The 22,776-nt window shown below is 56.4% G+C and carries 25 protein-coding genes and 1 other RNA gene; 8 read left to right on the forward strand and 18 right to left on the reverse strand.

Features of this window, described 5'->3' with window-relative positions:
- Window positions 1-17: 17 nt before the first annotated feature.
- The 9 genes from Q1M54_RS04230 to phnG form a co-directional block, all read right to left on the reverse strand.
- The gene (locus tag Q1M54_RS04230) at window positions 18-911 is read right to left on the reverse strand and encodes a TRAP transporter TatT component family protein (RefSeq protein WP_081504907.1); all 894 of its coding nucleotides are present in this window, start codon (window positions 909-911) and stop codon (window positions 18-20) included.
- Window positions 912-998: 87 nt separating this feature from the next.
- The gene (locus tag Q1M54_RS04235) at window positions 999-2,153 is read right to left on the reverse strand and encodes an alpha-D-ribose 1-methylphosphonate 5-triphosphate diphosphatase (protein ID WP_019425364.1); all 1,155 of its coding nucleotides are present in this window, start codon (window positions 2,151-2,153) and stop codon (window positions 999-1,001) included.
- Window positions 2,150-2,854 carry a phosphonate C-P lyase system protein PhnL gene (gene phnL, locus Q1M54_RS04240; protein WP_019425363.1) on the reverse strand — a complete coding sequence of 235 codons (705 nt, stop codon included), beginning with the start codon at window positions 2,852-2,854 and terminating at the stop codon, window positions 2,150-2,152. The genes Q1M54_RS04235 and phnL overlap by 4 nt, the downstream gene beginning before the upstream one ends.
- A 17-nt stretch (window positions 2,855-2,871) precedes the next feature.
- Entirely contained in the window at window positions 2,872-3,669 is a 798-nt protein-coding gene (phnK, locus tag Q1M54_RS04245) for a phosphonate C-P lyase system protein PhnK (protein WP_019425362.1), read from the reverse strand.
- A 1-nt stretch (window position 3,670) separates the two neighbouring features.
- Complete coding sequence (locus Q1M54_RS04250; RefSeq protein ID WP_019425361.1) at window positions 3,671-4,135, reverse strand: GNAT family N-acetyltransferase; 465 nt, start codon at window positions 4,133-4,135, stop codon at window positions 3,671-3,673.
- On the reverse strand, window positions 4,132-5,064 hold the full coding sequence (locus Q1M54_RS04255; RefSeq protein WP_019425360.1) for an alpha-D-ribose 1-methylphosphonate 5-phosphate C-P-lyase PhnJ: 933 nt from the start codon (window positions 5,062-5,064) through the stop codon (window positions 4,132-4,134). Before Q1M54_RS04255 ends, Q1M54_RS04250 begins: the two co-directional genes overlap by 4 nt.
- Window positions 5,061-6,209 carry a carbon-phosphorus lyase complex subunit PhnI gene (locus tag Q1M54_RS04260; protein WP_019425359.1) on the reverse strand — a complete coding sequence of 383 codons (1,149 nt, stop codon included), beginning with the start codon at window positions 6,207-6,209 and terminating at the stop codon, window positions 5,061-5,063. The genes Q1M54_RS04255 and Q1M54_RS04260 overlap by 4 nt, the downstream gene beginning before the upstream one ends.
- Window position 6,210: 1 nt before the next feature.
- Window positions 6,211-6,843 carry a phosphonate C-P lyase system protein PhnH gene (gene phnH / locus Q1M54_RS04265; protein ID WP_019425358.1) on the reverse strand — a complete coding sequence of 211 codons (633 nt, stop codon included), beginning with the start codon at window positions 6,841-6,843 and terminating at the stop codon, window positions 6,211-6,213.
- Entirely contained in the window at window positions 6,840-7,349 is a 510-nt protein-coding gene (phnG, locus tag Q1M54_RS04270; RefSeq protein WP_019425357.1) for a phosphonate C-P lyase system protein PhnG, read from the reverse strand. Before phnG ends, phnH begins: the two co-directional genes overlap by 4 nt.
- 118 nt (window positions 7,350-7,467) lie before the next feature.
- Here phnG and phnF point away from each other — a divergent pair, with 118 nt between their 5' ends.
- From phnF to phnN, 3 genes are read left to right on the forward strand one after another with little or no spacing between them, the layout of a single operon-like run.
- A complete protein-coding gene (gene phnF / locus Q1M54_RS04275; RefSeq protein ID WP_238147374.1) occupies window positions 7,468-8,241 on the forward strand; it encodes a phosphonate metabolism transcriptional regulator PhnF in 774 nt (257 codons plus the stop codon).
- Window positions 8,231-8,944, forward strand: coding sequence for a DUF1045 domain-containing protein (locus tag Q1M54_RS04280; protein WP_019425355.1), 714 nt, complete (start codon window positions 8,231-8,233; stop codon window positions 8,942-8,944). The genes phnF and Q1M54_RS04280 overlap by 11 nt, the downstream gene beginning before the upstream one ends.
- On the forward strand, window positions 8,941-9,489 hold the full coding sequence (phnN, locus tag Q1M54_RS04285) for a phosphonate metabolism protein/1,5-bisphosphokinase (PRPP-forming) PhnN (RefSeq protein ID WP_040505708.1): 549 nt from the start codon (window positions 8,941-8,943) through the stop codon (window positions 9,487-9,489). Before Q1M54_RS04280 ends, phnN begins: the two co-directional genes overlap by 4 nt.
- Window positions 9,490-9,894: 405 nt before the next feature.
- Here phnN and Q1M54_RS04290 read toward each other — a convergent pair whose 3' ends face one another.
- Together Q1M54_RS04290 and Q1M54_RS04295 are read right to left on the reverse strand one after the other, a co-directional pair.
- The gene (locus Q1M54_RS04290) at window positions 9,895-10,653 is read right to left on the reverse strand and encodes a hypothetical protein (RefSeq protein WP_026039201.1); all 759 of its coding nucleotides are present in this window, start codon (window positions 10,651-10,653) and stop codon (window positions 9,895-9,897) included.
- Between the two features lie 98 nt (window positions 10,654-10,751).
- Window positions 10,752-11,909: a glycosyltransferase gene (locus tag Q1M54_RS04295; protein ID WP_019425352.1), complete on the reverse strand. Its 1,158-nt coding sequence runs from the start codon at window positions 11,907-11,909 to the stop codon at window positions 10,752-10,754.
- 191 nt (window positions 11,910-12,100) lie between these two features.
- Between Q1M54_RS04295 and Q1M54_RS04300 the strand changes: the two genes are divergently transcribed.
- From Q1M54_RS04300 to Q1M54_RS04310, 3 genes are all read left to right on the forward strand, one after another.
- Window positions 12,101-12,358: a hypothetical protein gene (locus Q1M54_RS04300; protein ID WP_019425351.1), complete on the forward strand. Its 258-nt coding sequence runs from the start codon at window positions 12,101-12,103 to the stop codon at window positions 12,356-12,358.
- 36 nt (window positions 12,359-12,394) lie between these two features.
- The gene (locus Q1M54_RS04305) at window positions 12,395-13,027 is read left to right on the forward strand and encodes a ParA family protein (RefSeq protein WP_116798568.1); all 633 of its coding nucleotides are present in this window, start codon (window positions 12,395-12,397) and stop codon (window positions 13,025-13,027) included.
- A 466-nt stretch (window positions 13,028-13,493) separates the two neighbouring features.
- A complete protein-coding gene (locus Q1M54_RS04310; protein WP_300554359.1) occupies window positions 13,494-14,072 on the forward strand; it encodes a hypothetical protein in 579 nt (192 codons plus the stop codon).
- Between the two features lie 109 nt (window positions 14,073-14,181).
- Here Q1M54_RS04310 and ppk2 read toward each other — a convergent pair whose 3' ends face one another.
- The 6 genes from ppk2 to trxA form a co-directional block, all read right to left on the reverse strand.
- A complete protein-coding gene (ppk2, locus tag Q1M54_RS04315) occupies window positions 14,182-15,090 on the reverse strand; it encodes a polyphosphate kinase 2 (protein ID WP_019425348.1) in 909 nt (302 codons plus the stop codon).
- A 93-nt stretch (window positions 15,091-15,183) separates the two neighbouring features.
- Window positions 15,184-16,545 carry an MATE family efflux transporter gene (locus Q1M54_RS04320; protein ID WP_019425347.1) on the reverse strand — a complete coding sequence of 454 codons (1,362 nt, stop codon included), beginning with the start codon at window positions 16,543-16,545 and terminating at the stop codon, window positions 15,184-15,186.
- A 3-nt stretch (window positions 16,546-16,548) separates the two neighbouring features.
- On the reverse strand, window positions 16,549-18,294 hold the full coding sequence (locus tag Q1M54_RS04325; RefSeq protein ID WP_300554364.1) for a hypothetical protein: 1,746 nt from the start codon (window positions 18,292-18,294) through the stop codon (window positions 16,549-16,551).
- A gap of 153 nt (window positions 18,295-18,447) precedes the next feature.
- Window positions 18,448-18,711, reverse strand: a complete 264-nt coding sequence (locus Q1M54_RS04330; RefSeq protein ID WP_019425345.1) for a type B 50S ribosomal protein L31 — start codon at window positions 18,709-18,711, stop codon at window positions 18,448-18,450.
- Window positions 18,712-18,795: 84 nt separating this feature from the next.
- Window positions 18,796-20,058, reverse strand: a complete 1,263-nt coding sequence (gene rho, locus Q1M54_RS04335; protein ID WP_019425344.1) for a transcription termination factor Rho — start codon at window positions 20,056-20,058, stop codon at window positions 18,796-18,798.
- 246 nt (window positions 20,059-20,304) lie between these two features.
- A complete protein-coding gene (gene trxA, locus Q1M54_RS04340) occupies window positions 20,305-20,637 on the reverse strand; it encodes a thioredoxin TrxA (RefSeq protein WP_300554369.1) in 333 nt (110 codons plus the stop codon).
- 103 nt (window positions 20,638-20,740) lie between these two features.
- Here trxA and Q1M54_RS04345 point away from each other — a divergent pair, with 103 nt between their 5' ends.
- On the forward strand, window positions 20,741-22,051 hold the full coding sequence (locus Q1M54_RS04345; RefSeq protein WP_300554372.1) for a TIGR03862 family flavoprotein: 1,311 nt from the start codon (window positions 20,741-20,743) through the stop codon (window positions 22,049-22,051).
- A gap of 85 nt (window positions 22,052-22,136) precedes the next feature.
- A complete protein-coding gene (locus Q1M54_RS04350) occupies window positions 22,137-22,433 on the forward strand; it encodes a hypothetical protein (protein WP_192877846.1) in 297 nt (98 codons plus the stop codon).
- 94 nt (window positions 22,434-22,527) lie between these two features.
- On the opposite strand, the gene ffs is transcribed toward Q1M54_RS04350, so the two are convergent.
- Window positions 22,528-22,624, reverse strand: an RNA gene (gene ffs, locus Q1M54_RS04355) — signal recognition particle sRNA small type.
- Window positions 22,625-22,776 lie beyond the last annotated feature (152 nt).

The following is a 22,776-nucleotide window of genomic DNA, read 5'->3' on the forward strand; positions in this document are numbered from 1 at the left end:
CGCATCGGTCCATCCATTCAAAAAAGATCATCCACACTGTCCAGCAGCCACTGCGCACGTTGACGCATGATCTGGCTGGTCAAGTCGTACCGTTTGGCGCTCACAGACAAAGCTTTTTGCAGCAGCGCTTCGAAAGCTGTGCGATCACCCGTGGGCTGAGCAATCGCTTCGGCTTTGGCCACCAAAGGGCCTGGGTTTTTTCCGCCCCCTGCCTGAATGGCCTCATCGAAGTAAGCCGCAGCCTTGGTCATGGAGCCTCCGGGCCGGGCGGCTTCAAAGTTGCCCATGAGGCTGGCGGCTGCGCCTTGACCAAAGCTTGGTGAAGTGCGCCAAACGCTTTCAGCCAGCCGAACCGCCAAGGGCAAGTCGGCCACGGCGTCAGGGTCATCTTTGGACAAGGCAATGTATGCACCCCAAGACGCTGCAGCCCAAAAAGCCACGCCCAATTGGTCAGGCTGAAGGAGAACGTGTTGCGTGGCCGAGGGCTTGGCCAAAGACGCCATCAAGCCTGGGTTGGATCGCGCCAACGCGGACATGGCATGCCGATGGGCCCGCAGGTAAAGCCGCCTGGCGCGTTCATTGAGTTGGTGTGCGGCCTTGGCATCTGTATTCATCATGCGTTCGGCATCCGTGGCCACAAACGCATAGGCGTACTGAGTGAATCCGGAGGCCACGGATTCAGCCAAAGCCAAGTGCCCTGGTGTCTGACGCAACAAAGACTCAGACAACTTCAGATAAAAAGCGCTGGCCTCACGCGCCAAACCGATGTCCTCTTCTTCGGCTTGGCCTTGCACCGTCAAAGCATCGGCCGCGCCATTCACCAGCAACTGGCGCGGCATACAAGCGCTCAAGCCAAAAGCCAAGACCAATACAAGCAGTGACAAGCTTGGGCGTAGAAAATCGTTGTGCATGGGCAAGGCGTTCAAGAAAAATGACAGTTTATGAACGATGCATGAAATAACCGTGACAAGTCATGTCGCCTTCAAAGCCCAAGGCCATTAAAGAACCCGCACGCCCTCTCGCCACACCGCTCGCACCACCCCATGGCGTTGGCCATGGGCCATCTCTACTACGCGCACCTGGATCAAATCAGCTCGCAAACTTGGAGCGATTTGGCCCCGGTCTTTCAGGCCCGTGGCTTGCGCGGGGTTGTGTGTGACGGTGGCCACCGCTTGGGGCAAGCTCAAGATGCCCTCGTCCACCAACCGCATCACCGCACTGAGCATGCTGCCCGGCACGTAATCGGACGACAAAATGTCGAGCAAGCCATGACTGGCCAACTCGGACGCCGCCACGTTGCCCGAATGCGAGCCACCCCGAACCACGTTGGGACCGCCCATCACATTGAGCAAACCATGCGTGTGCGCGGCACGTGCAGCTAATAAAGTGGTCGGGAACTCCGACATGCTCGCGCCTTCTGCGTGGGCTTGTTCAACATGAGCCGCGGTTGTGTCGTCGTGGCTGGCCAAAGCGATGCCGTGGCTGCGGCAGTAGTCCACAAAAAAAGCGCGGTGTGGCTCGGCATAACGGTCTTGCAATTCGGCCGACAAACTCACCTGGCGTTCAAATTTTTCATTAGACCAACCTTTTTTGCCGGTGTAGTAAACCCGCGCCACGTCGATGTTTTCCCACTGGCGCTGACCTGGTGTGTGGTCCATCAACGAGATCAGCGATAGGCGCGGCTGGCCGTGAAAGGGCTTGAACAAATCAATCGTATTGGGCGCAGGCAGCTCGCAGCGCACATGCAAATGGTGGTCAGCCCGCAGCAGGTTTTGCTGTGTGCACAGCTCGATCGTCTTGATCACCGTGTCCCAAGTGCTGCCGCGCAGGCTTTCGGGGTCGGCATCGCCCACGCCCAGTGCATCGAACACGGTGGTGATGCCAGCGGCCGCCACTTCGGCGTCGTGTGCGATCAAAGCGGGCATCTCGGCCCACTGCACTTTGGGCCGAGGCATCAGGTGACGCTCGAAGTTGTCGGTGTGCATCTCGACAAAGCCGGGCATGAGGTAGTCGCCCTCCAAGTCCCAGCCTTGCGCGTCCAGCGCAGCACCCTGGTCCACCGATTGGATGCGCCCTTCTTTGACCGCGACGCTGCCCAGCACCTCTTCGGTGGGCAACACCAGACGCGCGTTTTTGAACACGACGTCGCTCATGTGGCGCTCCTGAACTGGGCCATGTCGACACGGCGTGTGGCCACTGCGGCCCCCACATGCGCGTCATGAAAGATGCCCACCAGTGCAGCACCGCGACCGACCGCCTCGCGGATCAAGTCCACCACGGTCTGGGTGTTGGCCGCATCGAGCGAAGCGGTGGGTTCGTCCAATAAAAGAATGGGGCGTGGCTTGATCATGTTGCGGGCGATATTGATGCGTTGTTGTTCACCGCCAGAAAAGGTGGCGGGCGGCAGGTGCCACAAGCGCTCGGGAATGCGCAGGCGGGTCATCCATACACGGGCTTGTTCTCTCGCGGATTCGATCGCCTCGGGCTGGTCAGTCGCGTCTTCGATCAAGGGCTCTGCCACCACGTCGAGTGCCGAAACCCGGGGGATCACGCGCAAAAACTGGCTGACATAACCCACCGTGTCCCGGCGCATGCGCACCAACTCGCGGGGCGAAGCTTGTGTCAGGTCCAGCACGCGGCCATTGGCTTGGCGCACCTCAATTTGACCACTGGTGGCGCGGTAGTTGGCATAGATGAGTTTGAGCAAAGTGCTCTTGCCCATACCCGAGGGGCCGTCGAGCACCACACATTCGCCTGAGCCCACCGACAGGTCCACTTGACTCAGCACTTGCAGTTTCGCGCCATTTTGGTGGTGCAGCGTGAAGCGCTTGGACACCTGTTTCATTTGCAGCATAAAGAGCTCTCTCAAGTTCAAGGTTGCAAGACGGACGACACCAACAACTGGGTGTAGGGGTGTTGCGGGTCGTCCAACAGCTGGTCGGTGAGCCCCGCTTCGACCACTTGGCCACCTTGCATGACCATCATGCGGTGTGCCAACAAGCGGGCCACGGCCAGGTCGTGCGTGACGATGACCACAGCCAATTGCATTTGGCGTGTGAGTTGGCGCAGCAAATCCAAAAGCCGCGCTTGCACCGACACATCCAAGCCGGATGTGGGTTCGTCCATGAACACCAAACGAGGTTGGGTGACCAGATTGCGTGCAATTTGCAGGCGCTGGCGCATGCCGCCTGAAAAGGTGCGCGGCACATCATCGATACGATCCGGGTCAATCTCTACCCGTTGCAACCATTCTTGCGCGATATGGCGTAGCTTGCCGTAATGCCGCTCGCCCAGGCCCATCAGGCGCTCACCGACATTGGCCCCGGCCGATACATCCATGCGCAAGCCATCGGCCGCGTTTTGGTGCACAAAGCCCCAGTCGGTGCGTGCCAGCAAGCGTTGTTGGGCTTCGGTCATGCGGTAAATGTCTTGTAATTGGCCGTCACGGCTTAAAAATTCAACCTGCCCGGTATCGGGGCGGCTGCGTGCGGCAATCGCATTGAGTAAGGTGGTTTTACCCGAACCTGATTCGCCGACCACGGCCATGACCTCGCCAGGCCACAAGTCGAAGCTGGCGCTGTGCAGGGCTATGCGATCGCCATAACTTTTACCCACGCCGCGCACGCGCAAAAGCGGCAATTGGGTCAGTGTGTCGTCCAGGGTATCCATATCAAATCCTGATCACAAAACTGAAGCCATGCCGCTGAAAACCCAGCGACTCGTAAAAGGCATGGGCGCGAGCGCGCTTTTGGTTGGACGACAGCACCAGCTTGTAACAACCGGCCACCTGGGCTTGCTGCTGCGCGTGCTGCATCATGTGTCGGCCAATGCCCTGGCCTTGCTGCTCGGTGCAGACCACCACGTCTTCGACGATGGCCGAGGGCGTACCTTGGTGGGCCAAGTTGTGCATGATGAGCAAGGCATAAGTACCCACCACTGCGCCATCGTTGGCACAATCGGATGCAAGCTCACAGGCCACCCACAAACGGTAGCTGGGGTATTGACGAAACTGGGCTAGCAACAATTTGGCCTCATCAAGTGTCAACACCTTGCCGTTGTCCATGGCAGGCTGGGCATACAAGGCCAGCACAGCGGGCAAATCGGCCTCGGTGGCTTCTCGTATCAGCAGGCTCATGTCGCCAACTCTCCCGTCGCTGCGAGTCTCACGTTGACTGCGTCGTCCTGACGGGTTTGGCAGTAATCCGAGTCAGAGCACACATGCATGCGAGCGCCCGAGTCGTCGATGATGACTTCATCTAAGAACGAGTCGTTGGCGCCGCACTGCGTACAAGCGGCGTTCCACTTTTGCACCTCGAACGGGTAGTCATCAAACGCCAAGCTTTCAACCGGGGTGTAAGGCGGGACTGCGTAAATGCGCTTTTCTCGGCCAGCGCCAAACAGCTGCAGCGCCGGGTTCATGTGCATTTTGGGGTTGTCGAACTTCGGAATCGGCGAGGGCGACATGATGTAACGCTGGTTCACCGTGACCGGGTAGTCGTAGGTGGTGGCGATGTGGCCATAGCGGGCGATGTCTTCGTAGAGCTTCACATGCATCAAGCCGTATTCGGCCAAGCCGTGCAAGGTGCGGGTTTCGGTCTCGCGTGGCTCCAGGCGCTGCATGGGCTCGGGCACCGGTACTTGGTACACGATGATTTGGCCCTCGGTCAAGGGCTTTTCGGGAATGCGGTGGCGCGTCTGGATCAGCGTCGCCTCATGCGTGCGGGTGGTGGTGTTCACGCCCGCTGTGCGCTCAAAAAAGCGGCGGATGTTGACCGCGTTGACGGTGTCGTCCGAGCCTTGGTCAATGACCTTGAGCACGTCTTGCGGGCCAATCACCGAAGCGGTGACCTGGATACCGCCCGTCCCCCAGCCGTAGGGTAGAGGCATCTCTCGCGAACCAAACGGCACTTGGTAACCCGGGATGGCCAAGGCCTTCAAGATGGCGCGGCGGATCATGCGTTTGGTTCGCTCGTCCAAGTACGCGAAGTTCACGTCAGGCGCGGTGCGCTGCGGCAAGGCTTCGCTCAGGTCAGCCACTGCTGGCGATTCGCTGGGGGAATTCATGGGGTTTCCTTCAGGCGGGTGTCGGCTGGGGTGGCATGAGTGGGCACAACTTGCTGCTCATGGCGCTGCGAGCGCATCTTGCGCACCAGCTCCAGCTCAGACTGAAAATCAACGTAGTGCGGCAACTTCAGGTGCTGTACAAAGCCTGAGGCCTCCAAGCTGTCGCTGTGCGAGAGAACGAATTCCTGCATTTGGGCGGGCGACTCGATGGCTTCGCCCAACTCGTCGGAACGTAAGGCACGGTCGACCAAGCTCATGGCCATGGCTTTGCGCTCGCTGTGACCGAAGGCCAGACCGTAGCCGCGGGTGAATTTTGGGGGCTCGGTCTTGCTGCCGCCAAATTGGTTGACCATCTCGCACTCTGTGATCTCGATGTCACCAATCGAGATGGCGAATCCCAGCTCTTCGGGTTCAATCTCGACCGCCACTTGGCCCAAGCGCACCTCGCCCACAAAAGGGTGGGTGTGTGAATAACCGCGCTGGGTCGAATAGGCCATGGCCAACAAAAAGCCCTCGTCACCCCGTGCCAGGTTTTGCAATCGGGTGGCGCGACCGGCCGGAAAGCGCAGCGGCTCACGCGTCAAATCGGAGGGTGCGGGGTCTCCCGCCAGTGGGTTAAATTTTTCGATCAAGCCTTCTTGGTTGAGCAAGTCCACCACACGGGGAACGGATACGGGGGCCGTGGTCGCTGTCGGCGTTGTTTGCTCAGCACCTGCTGCGCTGTCCAGTGTTTGCGCCTCGGCCAGCAAACTGAAGTCGAGCAGGCGCTGGGTGTAGTCGTAAGTTGGGCCCAAGACCTGCCCGCCGGGCAAGTCTTTGAAGGTGGCCGAGATGCGACGGTCCAGCTGCATGTGCGTGGTGTCGAGCGGGCAGGTGTTGCCCAAACGCGGCAAAGTGGCACGGTAGGCACGCAGCAAAAAGATGGCCTCGACCAAGTCGCCACTGGCTTGCTTGATGGCTAGCGCAGCCAACTCTGGGTCGTACACCGAGCCTTCGGTCATGACGCGGTCCACCGACAACTTGAGCTGCTGACAGATCTGGCTCACGGTGAGCTCGGGCTGTAAAGGATCCCCACGGCGTTGTGCGGCGAGCAACTTGTAGCTGTTGAGGATGGCGGTTTCCCCGCCTTTGACGGCAACGTACATGTCATGACTCCGAATCAATCAGGATGCGGGTGGTGCGCGGCAAGCCCGCCATTTGGGTTGCGGTGCTCAAAAACACGTCCACCCCCCTGGGGAAACTGGCGTGGTTATCGGTCCATTGCGCCGCGAAATCGCTGGGTAAGCCGAGGACGTGCACATTTCGCGCTGACGGAATACCGGGGCCTTGCAAGCGCCAGCCTCCGGCATCGCCCTGCAGGCTGTCGACTTCGAGCACGCAAGTGGCCGATTGGTCGGGGTAAGCGTCGCTGCCCAATTGCAGGCTGCTCAGCTGGGGCATGTCGTCACCTTGCGCCACCCATACAAACTGCGCAGCCGCTGCCTCGGCCACGATCTGGCAGCCAGTGTGAAAGCGCAACCAGACCGGCGCATCGCTGCTGGCCAAAGTTGGGGACAGCCACAAGGTGGTGTCGGCGTCCAGCAAACCCAATAACAAGGCCGCTGCCGCGCCATGGCCCTCACGCGGCAATGCGGTTTCAAGGGGCATGTCGAACACGCGGCCAGGATGCGACAAAGCATCGAGCGCCACACGGAACACCGTTTGGCTGCCAAAGGCCTCATGGTCAAACCCCGCCACGATGTTTTGCAAATCGGGGGCGTTGATGATGGGGGTGTTCATGCTTCTTCTCCCACGCCGTCACCATGGCCGGCTTCGCGGGCCACGGTGAGAAAGTCGACCTTGGTGGTCTGGGCACGTTCGTGGCGCAAGTACTGCTGCTTTTGCAGGTATTCACGCACCGGCTTCAACAGCTTTTCTTCCAGCGCCTCGCGGTGCGCCGGGTCTTGCAACAGGGCATCGGCCATCGCGGCCAGTTGTGCATGTCGGTGGTTGCGCCCCACCACATAGGCCACCCCCACTGGGGCTTGTGCATCTGCATCTGCCAAGCGCAAAGCACAGCGGGTCACGGTGATCTCGCCCAAATTGAACCGCTCGCCCGTGCCGCCTGCACGGCCCTGCACCATCATCAAACCGGTTTCGGGTTTGCGCAGCCATTGCGGCGATGCGCCAGTGTTTGCGGGCAATGCACCGTCCAGCAGTTTTTGCGGCGCTCGGGCCAGCAAAGCCATCCACTCGGGACGGGTGGTCGGCCGTTGCATGTGGGCATTGTCAAATGATTGAAACATCGTTGTGGCACCCTGTCGCTTGTCTAGACAACTCAAACACAGTTGTGAGCTTAGACAATCCATGTGTAGCTTTCATGACAAAACTGCATCTTTTTTGTTGACCTCTTTGGAGACTTCTTTGGCCACGTCTTTAGCGCTCAAGTCACCGCATCACGAAGAAGCGGGAGCTACGCAACCTGAGCGCGACAGTTACTGGTCGCGCATTGCACAGCAATTGGCCAATGCGATTGGGCAAGGCCACTACACGCCCGGTGAACGCTTGCCTTCTGAGCATGTTTTGGCCGAGCAGTTCGGCGTCAACCGCCACACCATTCGCCGCTCTTTGGCCCATTTGGGTCAACGCGGTTTGGTTCGCGCCACACAAGGGCGCGGCACGTTTGTCGAGGCGTTTGCGGTCGACTTGGCGCTGGGCAAGCGCACACGCTATCGGCAAAACCTGGCCCAAGCGGGTGTGCGCGGGGGCTTGCAAATCTTGCAATCGCGCACGGTGCTGGCCCTGGCCGATCAAGCCCAAGCGCTCAAGGTGGGTGTAGGCAGCCCCTTGCTGTGCCTGCAAGTGCTGGGCGAAGGCGCTGGGCAACCCCTGCATGTGAGCGAACGTTACTTTCCGTTGCCACGTTTTTCGGGACTGGCAGATGCCGTGGCCCAAAGCGGATCGATCACCGAAGCCTTTGCTCAGCATGGCGTGAACGATTACCAGCGACAAGAAAGCCGCATCAGCGCCCGCCTGCCCAGCCCCGATGTAGCGGCCCTGCTGTGCCAAGTGCACACGCGGCCAGTGCTGCTGGTCAGCAGCGTGAACGTGGACCCCGGGGGCGTGCCCATTGAATTTGCTTTGGCTTGGTTTGCAGGCGACCGCGTGACCTTGACGGTGAAAAACGATGAACTCTGAACTCCCTTTGCCCCACCGCTGCGCGGTGTATTTTGTGCCCAAGGTCTACGGCGACTGGTGGGAAGCGGGCAGCCAATGGCTTGGGCGCTGCGCGGCCAGCGGGGCGACTTATGCCTTGCCTGACATTGCTGGCGTAGCCCCGGCCCAATTGCAAACCCTGACCGCCGACCCGCGCCGCTACGGCTGGCACGCCACCCTTAAAGCACCTTTTACTTTGGCCAGCGGGCAAAGTCTGGATGCCCTGCGCAACGCCATGCAAGCGCTTTCCAAACGCTGGCCCGCATTTGACCTGGCGCCGCTGCGGGTCAGCGACCAAGGTGGTTTTTTGGCCCTGCGCCCTCAAGGTGACTTGGCCCAGCTGAACGCCACTGCTGCCGCCTGCGTGCAAGAGCTGCACCCTCTGGCCCAGCCATTGTCTGATGCCGAGTTGGCAAGACGCCGTCAAGCGCAACTGACGCCCGAACAAGACCGCTTGTTGCTGGCGTGGGGCTACCCGTGGGTGCTGGATCACTTTCAGTTTCACCTCTCCTTGAGTGGTCCCCTCGGAAAGTACTCGCCTGAGGTCAAAGCCGCCTTGTTCCTAGCCGCACAAGCGCGTTTCGAAACACTGCCAGAGTGCCGTTTTGCGCAGATCGCACTGTTCATTGAACCCCAAGCCGGTGCCGATTTTGAGTTACTGGAGACCATGGATTTGCTCGGATGAACTCACGACTTATTTATGTAATGGGCCCATCGGGTGCAGGCAAAGACAGTGTGCTTGTTTGGTTGCGCAAGCACTTGCCCAAAGATATGCCTGTGCATTGGGCCCGGCGCACAATCACACGGCCCGCAGCAGCTGGAGGCGAAGTGCATGAAGAGACCGATGAGCAAGGATTTGAAACATTGCGCAGCCAAGACGCATTTGCCCTGTCATGGCATGCCAACGGTTTGCATTACGGCATACGCCGGACAGAGTTGGCAGGCCTACAACAAGGACTCTGGGTGTTGGTCAACGGCTCACGCGGCCATTTGGCCCAAGCCTTGCAAAGTCACCCCGGCCTGCAAGTGGTGCACATCACCGCCGACCCGGCGACGCTATTGCAACGCCTGATCCAGCGCCAGCGCGAAACGCCCGAACAAATCCAACAACGGATCGTCCGTGCAAGCGCCTTTTTGGTGCCCCAGGGGGTGATTGAGATTTCTAACAACGGAACTCTAGATCAAGCGGGACAAGCTTTGTTACTGGCCCTTCAAAAAATGAAATCTTGATTCTTTCAAAAAATGCAACATACATCCTTTAACAATGGCTTCAGCCGGGTTGAAGTGAGCGGATGGGGTTACGTTAGGCGCTCGTATTCAAATGGGGCAGTCTTTGCTGCGCATGCCAGACTGAGCCGGTGATGAACGGGGCTTGTTGCAGCAGTCTTGACACACAAACGAGCGTTGGTTCAATAAGCGTACAAAGACGCCCAGTGCCCGAGATTTGTGAAGTCCACAGCGGTAGCAACTCATGGTGGACATGTTGGCGGAATCTTGGAACGGTGATCCACCACCTTTGAATTTGTATCTCAGGCCGTTATCTGCCAATATGGATTCAGGTTCCAGCTTGAGTTGTGAAACGATCGATCTTGAAGTGCTCATTGCATGATTCCTGTTGATGTGCTGTGCATGCGTTTATGCGGCTTGGCATTCTGTGTGTGTAGCAGTAGCCAGCCAAAGCGAGTCGATGTGACTGAGTTTGAGTTTGTCGAATCTTTCAATCTCCTCCCAGTATTTTCCAGAAGGCACCCAGTAACCCAGTTGCGATTCAGCCAACAGCGCAGCTTTGACGGCCTGTGTGCTGATGGGTAATTTTTTGGGTTTGTAGTCACGGTCTTGAAGCGCTTGCAGCGTGACCCTGGGGACCATCAATCGAGACTTTGGACGCTGAGATAAGTTCACAACGCTACAGCCCTGGTCTTGAGCCAATGCAAGCAATCGCAGCGACTTGGCTTCCAGACTTTGCAGCGTGACATCGGGTCTTAAGGGGTCTGCATTGCCTTGCCCATAAAAATGAGTCTGGCTGCCCGCTTGTGCTTCGTAAACCATGTCACACCCCAGGTAGGCAATGACATCGGGTTGAAGTGCACCAAGTGCCCAATAGCCTGCTGTGAAGCACATGGTTCCGCCGGCATAAACAAAGCCACCAAAGTCGTTTTGTGCAGGTACAAATTCTTTGGCGGTCACTATTCTCCTACCACCTATTTGAGTCGATGCAGGACGGTTATCTTGGGGGAAATCTTCGGGAAAGATGAGCGTATCCCATGACGCAAAAGCTTTCCAAGCATTGTTGATGACAAGGGTGTTTGTAAATAAGGACGTATCCCATTCAGAAGCTCTGACTGCGTCTGGGGCGCTTCCTACGATCAGTACTTTCTTGAGTGGAGCAGTCATGCTTTCTTTCAACTGAAGTGATCAACCCAATATCACGGATGGCTGTGACAGCGTGATGAAAGAAATTTTCGTGATCTATGTGGTTCAGTTTGAGTACATCAGTTTTGTGGTGCATCGCTGTTCAAAACTTGCCCACTGCTGTTGTGCATGATGCGACTCAAGGCTTCAACGACCTCGTAAACAGCGGTGTTGTTGATTTTTTGCACATGGAGTTGAAATAACGGTAGATCATTGAGAAGATCTTCAACTGCACAGCGCAACTCTCGAATCGAGGGTATGACTTTGCCGAGCTTGTTTTCTTGCACCCAAACTGTGTTGTAGCGTTCCTGAGGCATGGTGGCAGCGCTGCGAAATGTGATGACCGGCAAGCCCATGTGCACGGCTTCACTCAAGCTACCAGGTCCTGGTTTGCCCACAAAGTAATCACTCAACTGCATGACGTGATCCATATATTTGACATACCCCATGGCAACGTGTCTCGCCAGTGTGGTTTGTGACTCAATTCTTTTGGTCAAATCGGTGTTGTGTCCCGAAATGAATATCAACTGATGGGCAGATAGTTCTTTGGAGATTTTGAGCATTTCATTGGACCCATTACCACCAAACATGACAAGACCCGTTGGGCGATCTGTGTCAAGCCCCAATTCTTTGTAGTGCAACAGTCGATTGACTTCCTGTTTTCGATAAAAGCTAGGCCGCAAAATCATGCCTGATGTTTTGGTGATCCATTTTTGTTCGTAGCCTGAAGCCAAAGCTTGTGACGCAGCAAATTCTGTCCCGCAAATGATGTGCTGGCCCTGGCCAGGTTCTATCCAAAAGTTGGGCGGGTAGTCTGCCAAGTCTGTGATGACGGTGACATAGGGCACTTTGGGTAACGCCTCTGTCAATGCTTGGTACATGACTTTGTTGAAATTGGGAACGAGTGAGACCACCATGTCGGGTCGGGTCGCTTGCCAAAAAAGTTGTAGTTTATTTTTGAGCTTTGGCAGGCTAAGCCGAATCATGGCTTGGAAAATTTTGAGTTCTGTTGCCAGTCCTCTTGTCCAGCCTCTTTTCAGCCGGAGGTTGTACAGATCCTCAGGTGCAAAGCCCGTCAATTTTTGATAGTAGTGTTCGGGGTCAATCACATCGAAAAGGTTGATCAAGTGGACCGTCCACTCGGGATGCGAACGAGCCATCACCTCTTGGAGTGCGATCGCTGCAGAACGGTGGCCACCTCCAGCGTTGAAATAAATGAGTTGCAGGTCTCTTTTCATTTCTTGGGATCATGGGCACTGAGCGTGTCAACCGCATGACGCAGGTGTCCAGCTGCAACCAATACTAAGATTCAAGGAAGGCGCTTGGAAATTGAAAATCTCCCCATCTTTTGTCACGCCTTGGTCGCAATAGTTTCATAAATAATGAACTCACGACATTCACAATAGGGATTTTTTTAAGAGAGCCTGAAATGCGTGCCATCAAAAAAGTTCGTTTGCTGATTGAGCAAGAACCACAAGATCAAACAGCGCAGATTTTTTCTCACCTGATCTTGTCTTTGGTTGAAGAGGTTGATTTTTCGGTCAAAGATCTTTACTTGCTGAACAGTGCGGATTTTCAATTGGCCATGGATATCTTGCAGGAGTGGCGCTTAGACCGCTACTACATGGGAAAAGCCAAAACATTTGATGTGGCCTTGCAAGCCTTGTCCTTGGTTAAGACTGTGTAATGGCCGTTGGTTGCCTTTTTTAAAGCTGAATTCACCATGAGAATCGTTTCATTCATCGGACAAAAGGGCGGCGTGGGTAAGAGCACATTGGCGCGAGTTTTGGCAGTGGCTGCTGCCCGTCAAAAGCACAAAGTGTTGATCGGTGATTTTGATTTGGAGCAATTGACTTGCGTTGAATGGAGTGCTTTGCGGATGCGTCATGGCATCGAACCTGAAATTGAGGCCCGGGCTTTTAAAAGTTTAAAGAAGTTACGCAAGACAGTTTCAGGTTATGACTTGGTGGTGGTCGACACACGTGGTTTGGCAGATGAGCTGACTGAGGATGTCAGTCAAGAAAGCGATGTGGTCTTTTTGCCAACGGGTACTTCCCTGGATGACTTGCGCCCGACTTTGGCCTTGGCCCGGCGGCTGGCCAAGACACGCTCAGTCAGCAATAAGATTGTGCTGGTATTGTCAAAAACAGGGCGCTCTCAGCGCTTGATTGAGCAGGCAGAGTCAATGATTTTTGATGCGGGATTCGACATGCTCAATGCCGTTTGGCCTGAGCGTGACGGGTTTCAGCTGGATTTGGATGCGGGACGCGCTGGCAGCGAATCGAGTAACCCGCACCTGCGACTGACGGCACTTGACATTGAGCAAGCATTTCTTAAGCTGGCCATGGGGACGTAGCCTTGGGTCAATTTTTTTCGATTTGAATTGGGTTGTCTTGTCGATGCGATGACTTCTATTTTTGTGTTTTAGTTATTTATTTGATCCAGCCATGTTGAAAATCTTGAGATTTATTTGTGGGTCTTTGGTCTGGGTGTTGACTTCAACCGCAAGCTTTGGGCAATCTGCTTTCTCCTTTGTGGCATTGGGAGATTTGCCTTATGGAGCACCAGAAAAATCGGGTCCTTCTTACAGAGCCTTGATTGACCGAATTAACCAGATAGGGCCTGCTTTTTCTGTTCATGTGGGAGACATCAAGTCGGGTTCATCACTTTGCAGTGATGAAGAGTTTGCGCAACAAAAAAAACACTTCCAGCAATTCAAAGGCGCTGTGGTTTACACACCTGGTGACAACGAATGGACAGACTGCCATCGTGTCAACAATGGAAGTTTTGACCCATTGGAGCGCTTGGACACGATTCGGCAGATGTTTTTCACGTCTGGCTTGTCCTTAGGCTCCAAGCCCATCACCGTCCTCAACCAGTCCAGTGTGCATCCTCAGCATGGCAAGTTCATTGAGAACATGCGATGGATTCACGACAAGGTGTTGTTCGTAACGCTGCACGTGGTGGGTAGCAACAACAATTTGGAGAGCCGCGATAAGGCAGCGGTTCATGAATTTTTTGAACGCGATAGCGCCAATGTGGCTTGGATTCGGGCCAGCTTTGAGCAAGCGATTCAGATGCAGGCCGATGCGATGGTTGTTTCATTTCAGGCGGATGTTTTGGAGGGAAAAACAGCTTGGGAGGATTTCCCGGGCTGGTCGGGTTTTCGTCAAAGCATCGGTGGCACCTTGTTGCCTCTAGCTCAGCGTTGGGGAAAGCCAGTGTTGGTCGTGCACGGAGACAGTCACCAATTCAAGATCGATCAACCGTTCACACTGGAGAAAAAACCTTTGCGCAATGTCACTCGCTTGATCGTGCCGGGTGCGTCCGATGTTCGAGCTGTGATGGTCAACGTCAAGAGAGGTTCTTTCTCTTTTGAGTTGATTGAGCCCTCCCGGTAATTGAAGACGCCGATCAGCGGCTTCAGCACGTACCCACTGACCGGGCTGGGCCTATGATTTCTTTGTTCGGTGATACCCTTCAGGTCGATCTTTTGAATCCATGAATGTTTCAGTATTTTTCTGGCACGATCATGTCCTTGGGCACCGGGTGGCGGATGTAATCTGGGTTACGGACGCGGCCCGGCAATTTGACTTCAGCGTGTTCAACTTCGTGGTAAGGCACTTGGTTTAAAAAGTGGTCAATGCAGTTGAGGCGTGCTTTTTTCTTGTCAACGGCTTGAACAACCCACCAAGGTGCCTCGGGAATGTGGGTCCTTTCAATCATCGTTTCTTTGGCGCGTGTGTAGTCTTCCCAGCGGCGGCGGCTTTCTAAATCCATGGGGCTGAGTTTCCATTGTTTCAGTGGATCGTGGATTCGCCCAAGAAAGCGGGCATGTTGCTCATCGTCGGTGATTGAAAACCAGTACTTGACCAATTGGATGCCGCTTCGCACCAACATTTTTTCGAATTCGGGTACTGATCGAAAAAATTCTTCGTATTCTTCGTCATTGCAAAAGCCCATGACCTTTTCAACACCTGCGCGGTTGTACCAGCTTCGGTCAAACAAAACGATCTCACCGGCTGCGGGCAGGTGTGAGATGTAACGCTGAAAGTACCATTGTGTTTTTTCACGGTCGTTGGGCGCAGGCAGCGCGGCTACTCGGCAAACCCGTGGGTTCAGTCGTTGCGTGATGCGTTTGATGACGCCGCCTTTACCTGCCGCGTCGCGGCCTTCAAACAAGACGACCATCCGGTGGCCGGTTTTGACCACCCAGTCTTGCAGAATGACCAATTCGGATTGCAGGCGCAGTAACTCTCGGAAGTAGCGAATCCGATCGCCCACCTGGGCGTCGTTGGCGGCTTGGTCAGCCCCCCATCTGTCGTCCAGTTCGAGTTCTAATTCCTCGTCCATGCTGTCGAGCAAATCCTCTCGCAGTTGACGCATTTGGACTTCATTGATGGCATCGGATGTAGACATGGCGATCCCTTATGTTCTTGATCACTAATGTCCTTTCTGATTGTGACCCTTTGATGACTTTTAGACGTTTGGCTGCAAGTAAGGGCTTGCCTGTCAGATGTGGCTTTCTGGGTTTTTGGTCGCGCGCCATAACAGGGCGGTAAACATCAGAGATACAGTGGCCAGCGCCAAGCTGCTGCTGATCCAGAAGGCATCAACCGCTGGACGGGCCGTCCAACTGAACCAACCATCCAGGGCGCTGCTGTCGTAGGCCCAAAGGTACCCGCCATAAAGACCGAAACCCCATAAGAATGCGGCGTAGATCAGCAAGGGCGCAATGGTGATGCGGTAGCAGCGCAACAAGTAGGCGCACACCGCTTGCAACGCATCGGCCAGGTGGTACAGGGCCACCCAGCCCAGCCAAACCACGGCGGCTTTTGCCACCAAGGGGTCGTTGGTAAAGGCTTGGGCAATGCTGTCGCGGAACAGCAGCAAAAGAGATGCGCAGCAGACCGCCGCGCCAATGGCCAGGCCAATGCCCATACCGGCCGCTTGGCGTGCACGGCGTGCATCGCCCGCGCCCAACCAATACCCCGTTCTCGCACTGCTGGCGATGCCCAAAGCCAGGGGCACCATGTAGAGCACGGCCGCCAAACTGGCTGCAATTTGGTGGCTGGCCGAGGCGACCGAGCCCAAACGGGCGATGAACAAGGCCATCAAAGTAAACGATGTGACTTCCACCATGATGCAAAGGCCCGCCGGGATGCCCATGCGCAAAAAATGTCGAATGACAGGCCATTGCACTTTTTCTGGCCATCGCCACAGCTGATAGGGGCGGTAAATGTCTTGGGTTTTCAGCAGCCAAAGGCCGGTCAACATCATCAGGGTGTTGACCGCCAAGGTGGCCCAGGCGCAACCCACCACACCCATGCCTGCCTGATCGCCCATGCCAAATGTCAAGACCACGGACAGCGGGATCTTGACCAGCAATGCACCGGCTTGTAACCAGGTCACCAAACGGGGATAGCCCAAACTTTGGTTCAGGGTGCTGTACATGCGAAACAGCAAAGACGGCACCAAGGCGACCGCCAAGACGCGCAAATACGAGCGGACATCGGGCCACAGTTCAGGGGGCACTTGGGTCCACGACAGCCATGGATCTGGAAACAACAAGCCGGCCATGCCTAAAGCGGCAGCACCCGAGGCGATGTACAGGGCTTGACGCACGGAGCGGCCAATGTCGAGGGGTCGGTTGGCGCCGTGCAATTCGGCCCAGACCGGCAGCAAGGCTTGCAACATGCCGTTGAGCGCGACATAAATGCTGATGTAAATGGACGATGCCAGGGACAGCACCGCCAGTGCATGGGGGCTGTAGCGGCCCGCGATGATGGTGTCCGCGACGCCAAAGGACATGACGGCCAGTTGGCCCACCAGCACGGTGCCTGCGTGACGGCTGATGGTTCGCAGTTCAGACATGGCTTATTGGTTAACCGATGCCGTTGCGCTGGGAACCTGACTCAACTTGTCGGGGTGTGGTCGAAAAATCAACAAGCTTTCACTGCGGTCGCCGAGCCTTTTTGCTTTGGCGGCTTGGACCCACCCCCATGCTTTGAGTTTGTCCTCCAGCAGGGGCAAGTTGCGTTCGTCGATCACCAGCCATGGGCAGTCACTGCCGGCTGCTTGGGCCGCTTGGAGGCGGACTTGTGCGTGAAATAAAAGTGCAGCGCCTTGTGCTTGCGTGATGCCTGCATATTGCAAGCAAGGGGAAGTTCCCGTGACCATTTGTACTTTTTGGACCATGGTGACGTAACTGCGCGCAAAGTTAAGCAGGGGCAGCCACAGGCTCATGAGCAGAAGCCAGCACAGCACGGCGCCTGCTGCAGGCAGAACCATGCTTTTCCAGATGGCTGCTCGGTGGTGGCCGATGCGCCACTTCACCAGCCAAGCCCAGGCCAGCGTGGCCAGCAAAGCCAAACCAAACGTGAGGACGGAAAACTCCGGTAAAAAACCAGGCGCCAGTTTGACAACGTTGGCAGCGGGTTTGGCTGGAAATCCAGTTTGCATGGCGATCCAAACCACCCAAATGGTCAATGCGCAAAAACTGAAAAACAAGAGTGTGAACCAGTCAATCAGCGCACCCAAGCTGCGCCTCAACGTGGGCAAAGCGAAAGCAGCCAAAGCGGCAATTCCTGGCAGCGCCAGTAAAAGGGCCCTGTCGGACATGCCGGTCAACCAAGTGGCAGCGACTGTGACCACGATGAACCACAAGGGCAAAGCCAAATGCGGGAAGCGCCAGCCACGCGACAGCTGGAGTCGCCACCGCCACAAAGACCACGCGGCCAAGGGCCAAGCGGGCCATGTGAACCACACCAACAGTTTGGCCAGCACATCCAGGTCCAACAAGGTGTGTGGCACAACACGCCACCGCCAAAGATCGAGGTAGCCCGCGGTGGTGATGCACAGCAGACACAGCAAAGCCAACAAGCCCAGATCGAGCATGCGAAGCCGCGCCTGCGTGGGGTCGCTTTGTCCGAGGGCTTTCAATACGGAGCCGCCAATGCCCAGCCACAGGGCAACGCTGGGCGCGCCAGAAAGCGTGAGGCCAAGCATGCCGATACCCATGGCAATGCCACTGTGTAAACGCCAACGGGGCAGGGTCGACAAGCCCACAAATATGAGGGAGGCAAAGCACAGCTGACTCAGTGCAGGGGTGGCTTCATGGGCCAATCTGGCCAAGCCGAGGCAGGCCAACAAGGCCAGCAAACCGCCATCGGCCAAGGCGCGGGCGTAATCCGCTGGTTTTGCCTCACCGCCAAACGCAAAGGCCACAGGTTGGGCTGCAGGGTGTCGTGCTAAGGCGTACACGGCATACCATGTGGCAGCCAAGGTCAGCGCCAACATGGCGATGAAAGGCATGCGCGCAAAGGCGTCTTCCCAACCGGTGGGGGCGCCAAACATGAAGACAGCACCCAGCCAATAAGGCAAAAGGGCCAATTGAGGGTCGTGCTGGCCCATCAAGCTGGGGCGGAACCAATTGGCGATTTCGCCAGCCGCTGGTTGCGCCAGTTGGAGCATGTAGCCCAGCGCCTCTAAGTCTTGTGATTTCCAAGGCTCGCGTCCCCAAAAGCCAGACAGCACGTAAGCCGCACACAGCAGCAACAAAGCCAGACGTGGCAGTCGCCGTACAGCACTTTGGGCAACGATGGCAGGGGTGGTTTGGTTCACGGACAAGGCTGAAGTCGGGTGGGTGATGGCTGGATCAGTGGAGCATATTTTAAAAACCATGCGTCCTGTTTTGGACAGCATGCGGCAAGCCGCCATGCAAAAAGGGCAGGCCGGTTGCCCGGGCTGCCCTTTTGGGGAACACCAATGCGCGAATTACTTGGCGATGGTGGTGGTCTTGCCGAAACGGTTGCGGAATTTCTCCACGCGGCCGCCCATGTTGTCGACCGACTTTTGCGTGCCGGTGTAGAAGGGGTGCGACTCACTGGTCGTGTCCAACTTGTACCAAGGCAGCTCGCGGCCATCTTCCATTTTGATCATCTCTTTGGTGTTGGCGCATGAACGTGTCACGAACTTGAAGCCATTGGACATGTCTTGGAAGCAAACTTCACGGTAATTGGGGTGAATGCCGTCTTTCATGGGGAAATCCTTTTATTTGCGCTACGGTAGCCACTCTTCAGCCTATCTGAGAGCACTTTCCGCAAAACCGTAGATTATAGGGTATCAGCCGCCGCGTCGCATCATGTCGAAGAACTCGGAGTTGTTCTTGGTGGCCTTCATGCTCTTCAAGACCATTTCCATCGCTTCGATTTCGTCCATGTTGTACATGAATTGACGCAAGATGCGGGTCTTTTGCAGCACTTCAGGCTGCAACAGCAACTCTTCGCGACGGGTGCCACTGCGGTTGAGGTTGATGGCTGGGAACACGCGTTTTTCGTACAGACGGCGCTCGAGGTGGATTTCGCAGTTGCCCGTGCCCTTGAATTCTTCAAAGATCACCTCGTCCATGCGGCTGCCGGTGTCCACCAAAGCCGTGGCGATGATGGTCAGGCTGCCGCCTTCCTCCACATTGCGAGCTGCGCCAAAGAAGCGCTTGGGGCGCTGCAGCGCGTTGGCATCCACACCGCCCGAGAGCACTTTGCCCGATGAAGGCACCACGTTGTTGTAGGCGCGGGCCAAGCGGGTGATCGAGTCCAGCAGGATGACCACGTCTTTTTTCAACTCGACCAAGCGTTTGGCGCGTTCGATCACCATCTCAGCCACGTGGACGTGGCGCGAAGCGGGTTCGTCAAAGGTGGAGGAGATGACTTCGCCGCGCACGCTGCGTTGCATCTCGGTCACTTCTTCAGGGCGCTCGTCCACCAACAGCACCATCAGGTGCACATCGGGGTAGTTGGCGGTGATGGCGTGCGCGATCTGCTGCATCATCACCGTTTTGCCCGACTTGGGCTGCGCGACGATCAGGGCACGTTGGCCACGGCCGAGGGGTGCAATGATGTCGATCACGCGGGCGGTGATGTTTTCTTCACCCTTGATGTCACGCTCCAGACGCATCTGCTCTTTGGGGAACAAAGGCGTCAAGTTCTCGAACATGACCTTGTGTTTGTTGTTCTCTGGCAAGTCGCCATTGACTTGGTCGAGCTTGGTCAGGGCAAAGTAACGCTCGCCATCTTTGGGGATGCGCACTTCGCCTTCAATCATGTCGCCGGTGTGCAGATTGAAGCGTCGAACCTGGCTGGGGCTGATGTAGATATCGTCCGTAGAAGCGGTGTAGCTGGAATCGGGGCTGCGCAAAAAGCCAAAACCATCCGGCAAGATTTCCAGCACGCCGTCGGCAAAGACCTGCTCGCCCGCTTTGGCGCGTTTTTTGATAATGGCAAACATCAGCTCCTGTTTGCGCATCCGACCTGTGTTCTCAATTTCGAGCGTGTCAGCTTGCTTCAGGAGTTCGGACACATGGAGTGCCTTGAGTTCGTTCAAATGCATGGGAATGGGCCTGTGGCGAATCGGTTCGTTGTGAACCGTTTTAGAAGATAACCGGGTGGAATAGTCTGAACCGGATGCCGCCCGGGGTTGGGGGCTTGTGCTTCCGGCAGTCTTGGCGCTGTCCCGTGTTCGGGATGCCTGCTGGAAATTATGACAGGTTTTCGTGCGGCCCTGAAAAGAAAAAACCGGGCCATCAAGGCCCGGTTGCGCGGGGTTCGTCAGGTCAAGCCGGACGATTTGAACGCATCAGGCCAGTTGTTGGTCGATGAAGGCGGTCAATTGGGACTTGCTCATGGCACCCACTTTGGTGGCTGCGAGTTGACCACCCTTGAAGATCATGAGTGTAGGAATGCCACGAATGCCGAATTGGGCGGGGATGTCGCGGTTGTCGTCCACATTCATTTTGGTGATTTGCAGTTTGCCTTCGTAGGCCGTGGCCACTTCGTCCAGGATGGGGGCGATCATTTTGCAAGGCCCGCACCATTCGGCCCAGAAATCAACGACCACGGGTTGGCCGGACTGGAGCACGTCGGCTTCGAAAGTGGCGTCGGTAATGTGTTTGATCAGATCGCTGGCCATGGCCTTTTCCTTATGAACAATGTAGTTGCGGCTAAAGTTGACCTATTTTGACAGAAAGCTGCTGCGTTCGTTCCTTTGAATGTGGTGGACAAGTTGCAGACCCATGACCCTTTTAAGTTTGACCCCCGATGATGTGGGGGCCCCCTTGCTGCAGGTGGATGTGGCCATTGTGGGGGGTGGACCCGCAGGACTGATGGCCGCCGAGGTCTTGTCTCAGGCAGGGGTTTCGGTGCATCTGTTTGATGCCATGCCTTCGGTGGGGCGCAAATTTTTGTTGGCCGGTAAGGGCGGATTGAACCTGACGCATTCAGAGCCCGGCGATCTGTTTCGGACGCGTTTTGGTCAACGCCAATCGCAAGTGGGTACCTGGTTAGACGACATGGATGCGCAGGCAATTCGGGATTGGTCTGAATCTTTGGGTGTCCAGACTTTTGTGGGCACCTCTGGCCGTGTATTTCCTCAAGAGATGAAAGCGGCGCCCCTGCTCAGGGCTTGGCTGCACCGCCTGCGGCACCCGGCAGCAGGGGTGCCCGTGCAATTTCACATGCGGCATCGCTGGCGAGGTTGGGCAGGTCAACAATTGGTGTTTGAACCCACTGGCCCAACAGGCTTTCAACGCGTTCAAGCCCAAGCCACTTTGTTGGCTTTGGGGGGCGCCAGTTGGCCGCATTTGGGCTCCGATGGTGCTTGGGTCCCGGTTTTGGCTGAACAAGGGGTGGCCGTGGTGCCCTTGCAAGCGGCCAATTGTGGTTTCGATGTGCTGGGCCGTGAGGGCATGGGTTGGACTGATTTTTTCAGAACCAAGTTTTCGGGCCACCCTGTGAAATCTGTGGTTTTGCGGGTGGATGCGGGCCCCGATCAAGCCATGGATGTACCGCCCAGGTTTTCCAGGCAAGGTGAGTTTGTCGTCACCGACACGGGTGTGGAGGGCAGCCTGATTTACGCTGCGGGCGCACATTTGCGCGAAGACTTGAACCGAGGCGCAGCCCATCTGGTGCTGGATTTACTCCCCCACAAAACCCCCGAGCAAGTCTTGTCCGGGGTTTGCTGGCCGCGAGGCAGCAGGAGCCTGTCCAGCCATTTGAAGAGTCGCCTGGGGATCGACGGCGTCAAGATGGGTTTGGTGCATGAGCTGTGTTCTGCAGAACAGTTGGCCGATCCACACGCGTTGGCCTTGTTGCTGAAAAGTTTAAAGCTGCCTTTGAAACAAGCGCGTCCCATAGCGGAGGCGATCAGCACGGCGGGAGGTGTCGCTTTGGAAGCTTTAACCCCTGAATTGATGGTCTTAAGCCGCCCGGGCGTTTACTGCGCAGGGGAAATGTTGGATTGGGAAGCTCCGACGGGGGGCTACTTGTTGACGGCCAGTTTGGCCAGCGGATGGCGGGCGGGTCAAAGTATTTTGACAAATTTGTAACAATTTCACACATGTCGTGTCATCGAACGCCTGAACTGCTGCGTTGAGGATGGGTCAAACATTCAATCCAACCCAAGAGGTCGACATGACGCCAGAAGCCAGCCAAGAATACCAGCGTGCCATCGAAGAGGCCGCCAACGCATTCATGAAAGTCATGACGCTGCGTGGATTTTCCGTCAGGGATTACCCGCAAAATTTCGTGGCCCAAATGGCCAATACCACCCGTTTGGCTTTCGAAACCGACCGGCACGGCCCTCACGCCCGTGCAGATGTGTTGGTGGCAGACATGTTGACCAGCGCTGTTCGCACAGCCGCTCCCCGCATCGGCGTCAACAACGACAAAAAGCGCTCTTTCGCCACTTTGGGGCGTCGTTTGGCTTGAGGGGATGGTGGAAAACCCTTGCACGGCCAGAGCGTGCGGAGGGTTGGGTCGTTACAGAAGGAAGGCCTGGGCGCAGGTCTTGAACGACAAAAAAGGTGACGAGCCTTGACCCCGGCACTGGATTCACAGTTAGGGCTGCTTGGTTCCCCACCTGACCCGGTTGGCCGCTTCACCATGCGGGAAGGCCCGTCGGGTTCAATTGTAGGCGAGCTTGGGCTTGCACCAACGCCAAAGTCTGTATTTCTCTCTGGCTGTTCTCTCTTTCTTTGAGCCGCGTCATGGCTCGCCATGGGGCGCAAAGAGATCCAGACCCATTCAGCCGGGCCGGCTTGCGGAGCCCGAT

This window comes from Limnohabitans sp. Rim8 (assembly GCF_943326455.1).
GTDB lineage: Bacteria > Pseudomonadota > Gammaproteobacteria > Burkholderiales > Burkholderiaceae_C > Limnohabitans_A.

What these genes read in the sequence shown, in the direction of transcription:
- Q1M54_RS04230 (WP_081504907.1), bottom strand. Translation starts at nt 911, where the DNA reads ATGCACAACGATTTTCTACGCCCAAGCTTGTCACTGCTTGTATTGGTC.
- Q1M54_RS04235 (WP_019425364.1), bottom strand. Translation starts at nt 2,153, where the DNA reads ATGAGCGACGTCGTGTTCAAAAACGCGCGTCTGGTGTTGCCCACCGAA.
- phnL (WP_019425363.1), bottom strand. Translation starts at nt 2,854, where the DNA reads ATGCTGCAAATGAAACAGGTGTCCAAGCGCTTCACGCTGCACCACCAA.
- phnK (WP_019425362.1), bottom strand. Translation starts at nt 3,669, where the DNA reads ATGGATACCCTGGACGACACACTGACCCAATTGCCGCTTTTGCGCGTG.
- Q1M54_RS04250 (WP_019425361.1), bottom strand. Translation starts at nt 4,135, where the DNA reads ATGAGCCTGCTGATACGAGAAGCCACCGAGGCCGATTTGCCCGCTGTG.
- Q1M54_RS04255 (WP_019425360.1), bottom strand. Translation starts at nt 5,064, where the DNA reads ATGAATTCCCCCAGCGAATCGCCAGCAGTGGCTGACCTGAGCGAAGCC.
- Q1M54_RS04260 (WP_019425359.1), bottom strand. Translation starts at nt 6,209, where the DNA reads ATGTACGTTGCCGTCAAAGGCGGGGAAACCGCCATCCTCAACAGCTAC.
- phnH (WP_019425358.1), bottom strand. Translation starts at nt 6,843, where the DNA reads ATGAACACCCCCATCATCAACGCCCCCGATTTGCAAAACATCGTGGCG.
- phnG (WP_019425357.1), bottom strand. Translation starts at nt 7,349, where the DNA reads ATGTTTCAATCATTTGACAATGCCCACATGCAACGGCCGACCACCCGT.
- Q1M54_RS04280 (WP_019425355.1), top strand. Translation starts at nt 8,231, where the DNA reads ATGAACTCTGAACTCCCTTTGCCCCACCGCTGCGCGGTGTATTTTGTG.
- phnN (WP_040505708.1), top strand. Translation starts at nt 8,941, where the DNA reads ATGAACTCACGACTTATTTATGTAATGGGCCCATCGGGTGCAGGCAAA.
- Q1M54_RS04290 (WP_026039201.1), bottom strand. Translation starts at nt 10,653, where the DNA reads ATGACTGCTCCACTCAAGAAAGTACTGATCGTAGGAAGCGCCCCAGAC.
- Q1M54_RS04295 (WP_019425352.1), bottom strand. Translation starts at nt 11,909, where the DNA reads ATGAAAAGAGACCTGCAACTCATTTATTTCAACGCTGGAGGTGGCCAC.
- Q1M54_RS04300 (WP_019425351.1), top strand. Translation starts at nt 12,101, where the DNA reads ATGCGTGCCATCAAAAAAGTTCGTTTGCTGATTGAGCAAGAACCACAA.
- Q1M54_RS04305 (WP_116798568.1), top strand. Translation starts at nt 12,395, where the DNA reads ATGAGAATCGTTTCATTCATCGGACAAAAGGGCGGCGTGGGTAAGAGC.
- Q1M54_RS04310 (WP_300554359.1), top strand. Translation starts at nt 13,494, where the DNA reads ATGTTTTTCACGTCTGGCTTGTCCTTAGGCTCCAAGCCCATCACCGTC.
- ppk2 (WP_019425348.1), bottom strand. Translation starts at nt 15,090, where the DNA reads ATGTCTACATCCGATGCCATCAATGAAGTCCAAATGCGTCAACTGCGA.
- Q1M54_RS04320 (WP_019425347.1), bottom strand. Translation starts at nt 16,545, where the DNA reads ATGTCTGAACTGCGAACCATCAGCCGTCACGCAGGCACCGTGCTGGTG.
- Q1M54_RS04330 (WP_019425345.1), bottom strand. Translation starts at nt 18,711, where the DNA reads ATGAAAGACGGCATTCACCCCAATTACCGTGAAGTTTGCTTCCAAGAC.
- rho (WP_019425344.1), bottom strand. Translation starts at nt 20,058, where the DNA reads ATGCATTTGAACGAACTCAAGGCACTCCATGTGTCCGAACTCCTGAAG.
- trxA (WP_300554369.1), bottom strand. Translation starts at nt 20,637, where the DNA reads ATGGCCAGCGATCTGATCAAACACATTACCGACGCCACTTTCGAAGCC.
- Q1M54_RS04345 (WP_300554372.1), top strand. Translation starts at nt 20,741, where the DNA reads ATGACCCTTTTAAGTTTGACCCCCGATGATGTGGGGGCCCCCTTGCTG.
- Q1M54_RS04350 (WP_192877846.1), top strand. Translation starts at nt 22,137, where the DNA reads ATGACGCCAGAAGCCAGCCAAGAATACCAGCGTGCCATCGAAGAGGCC.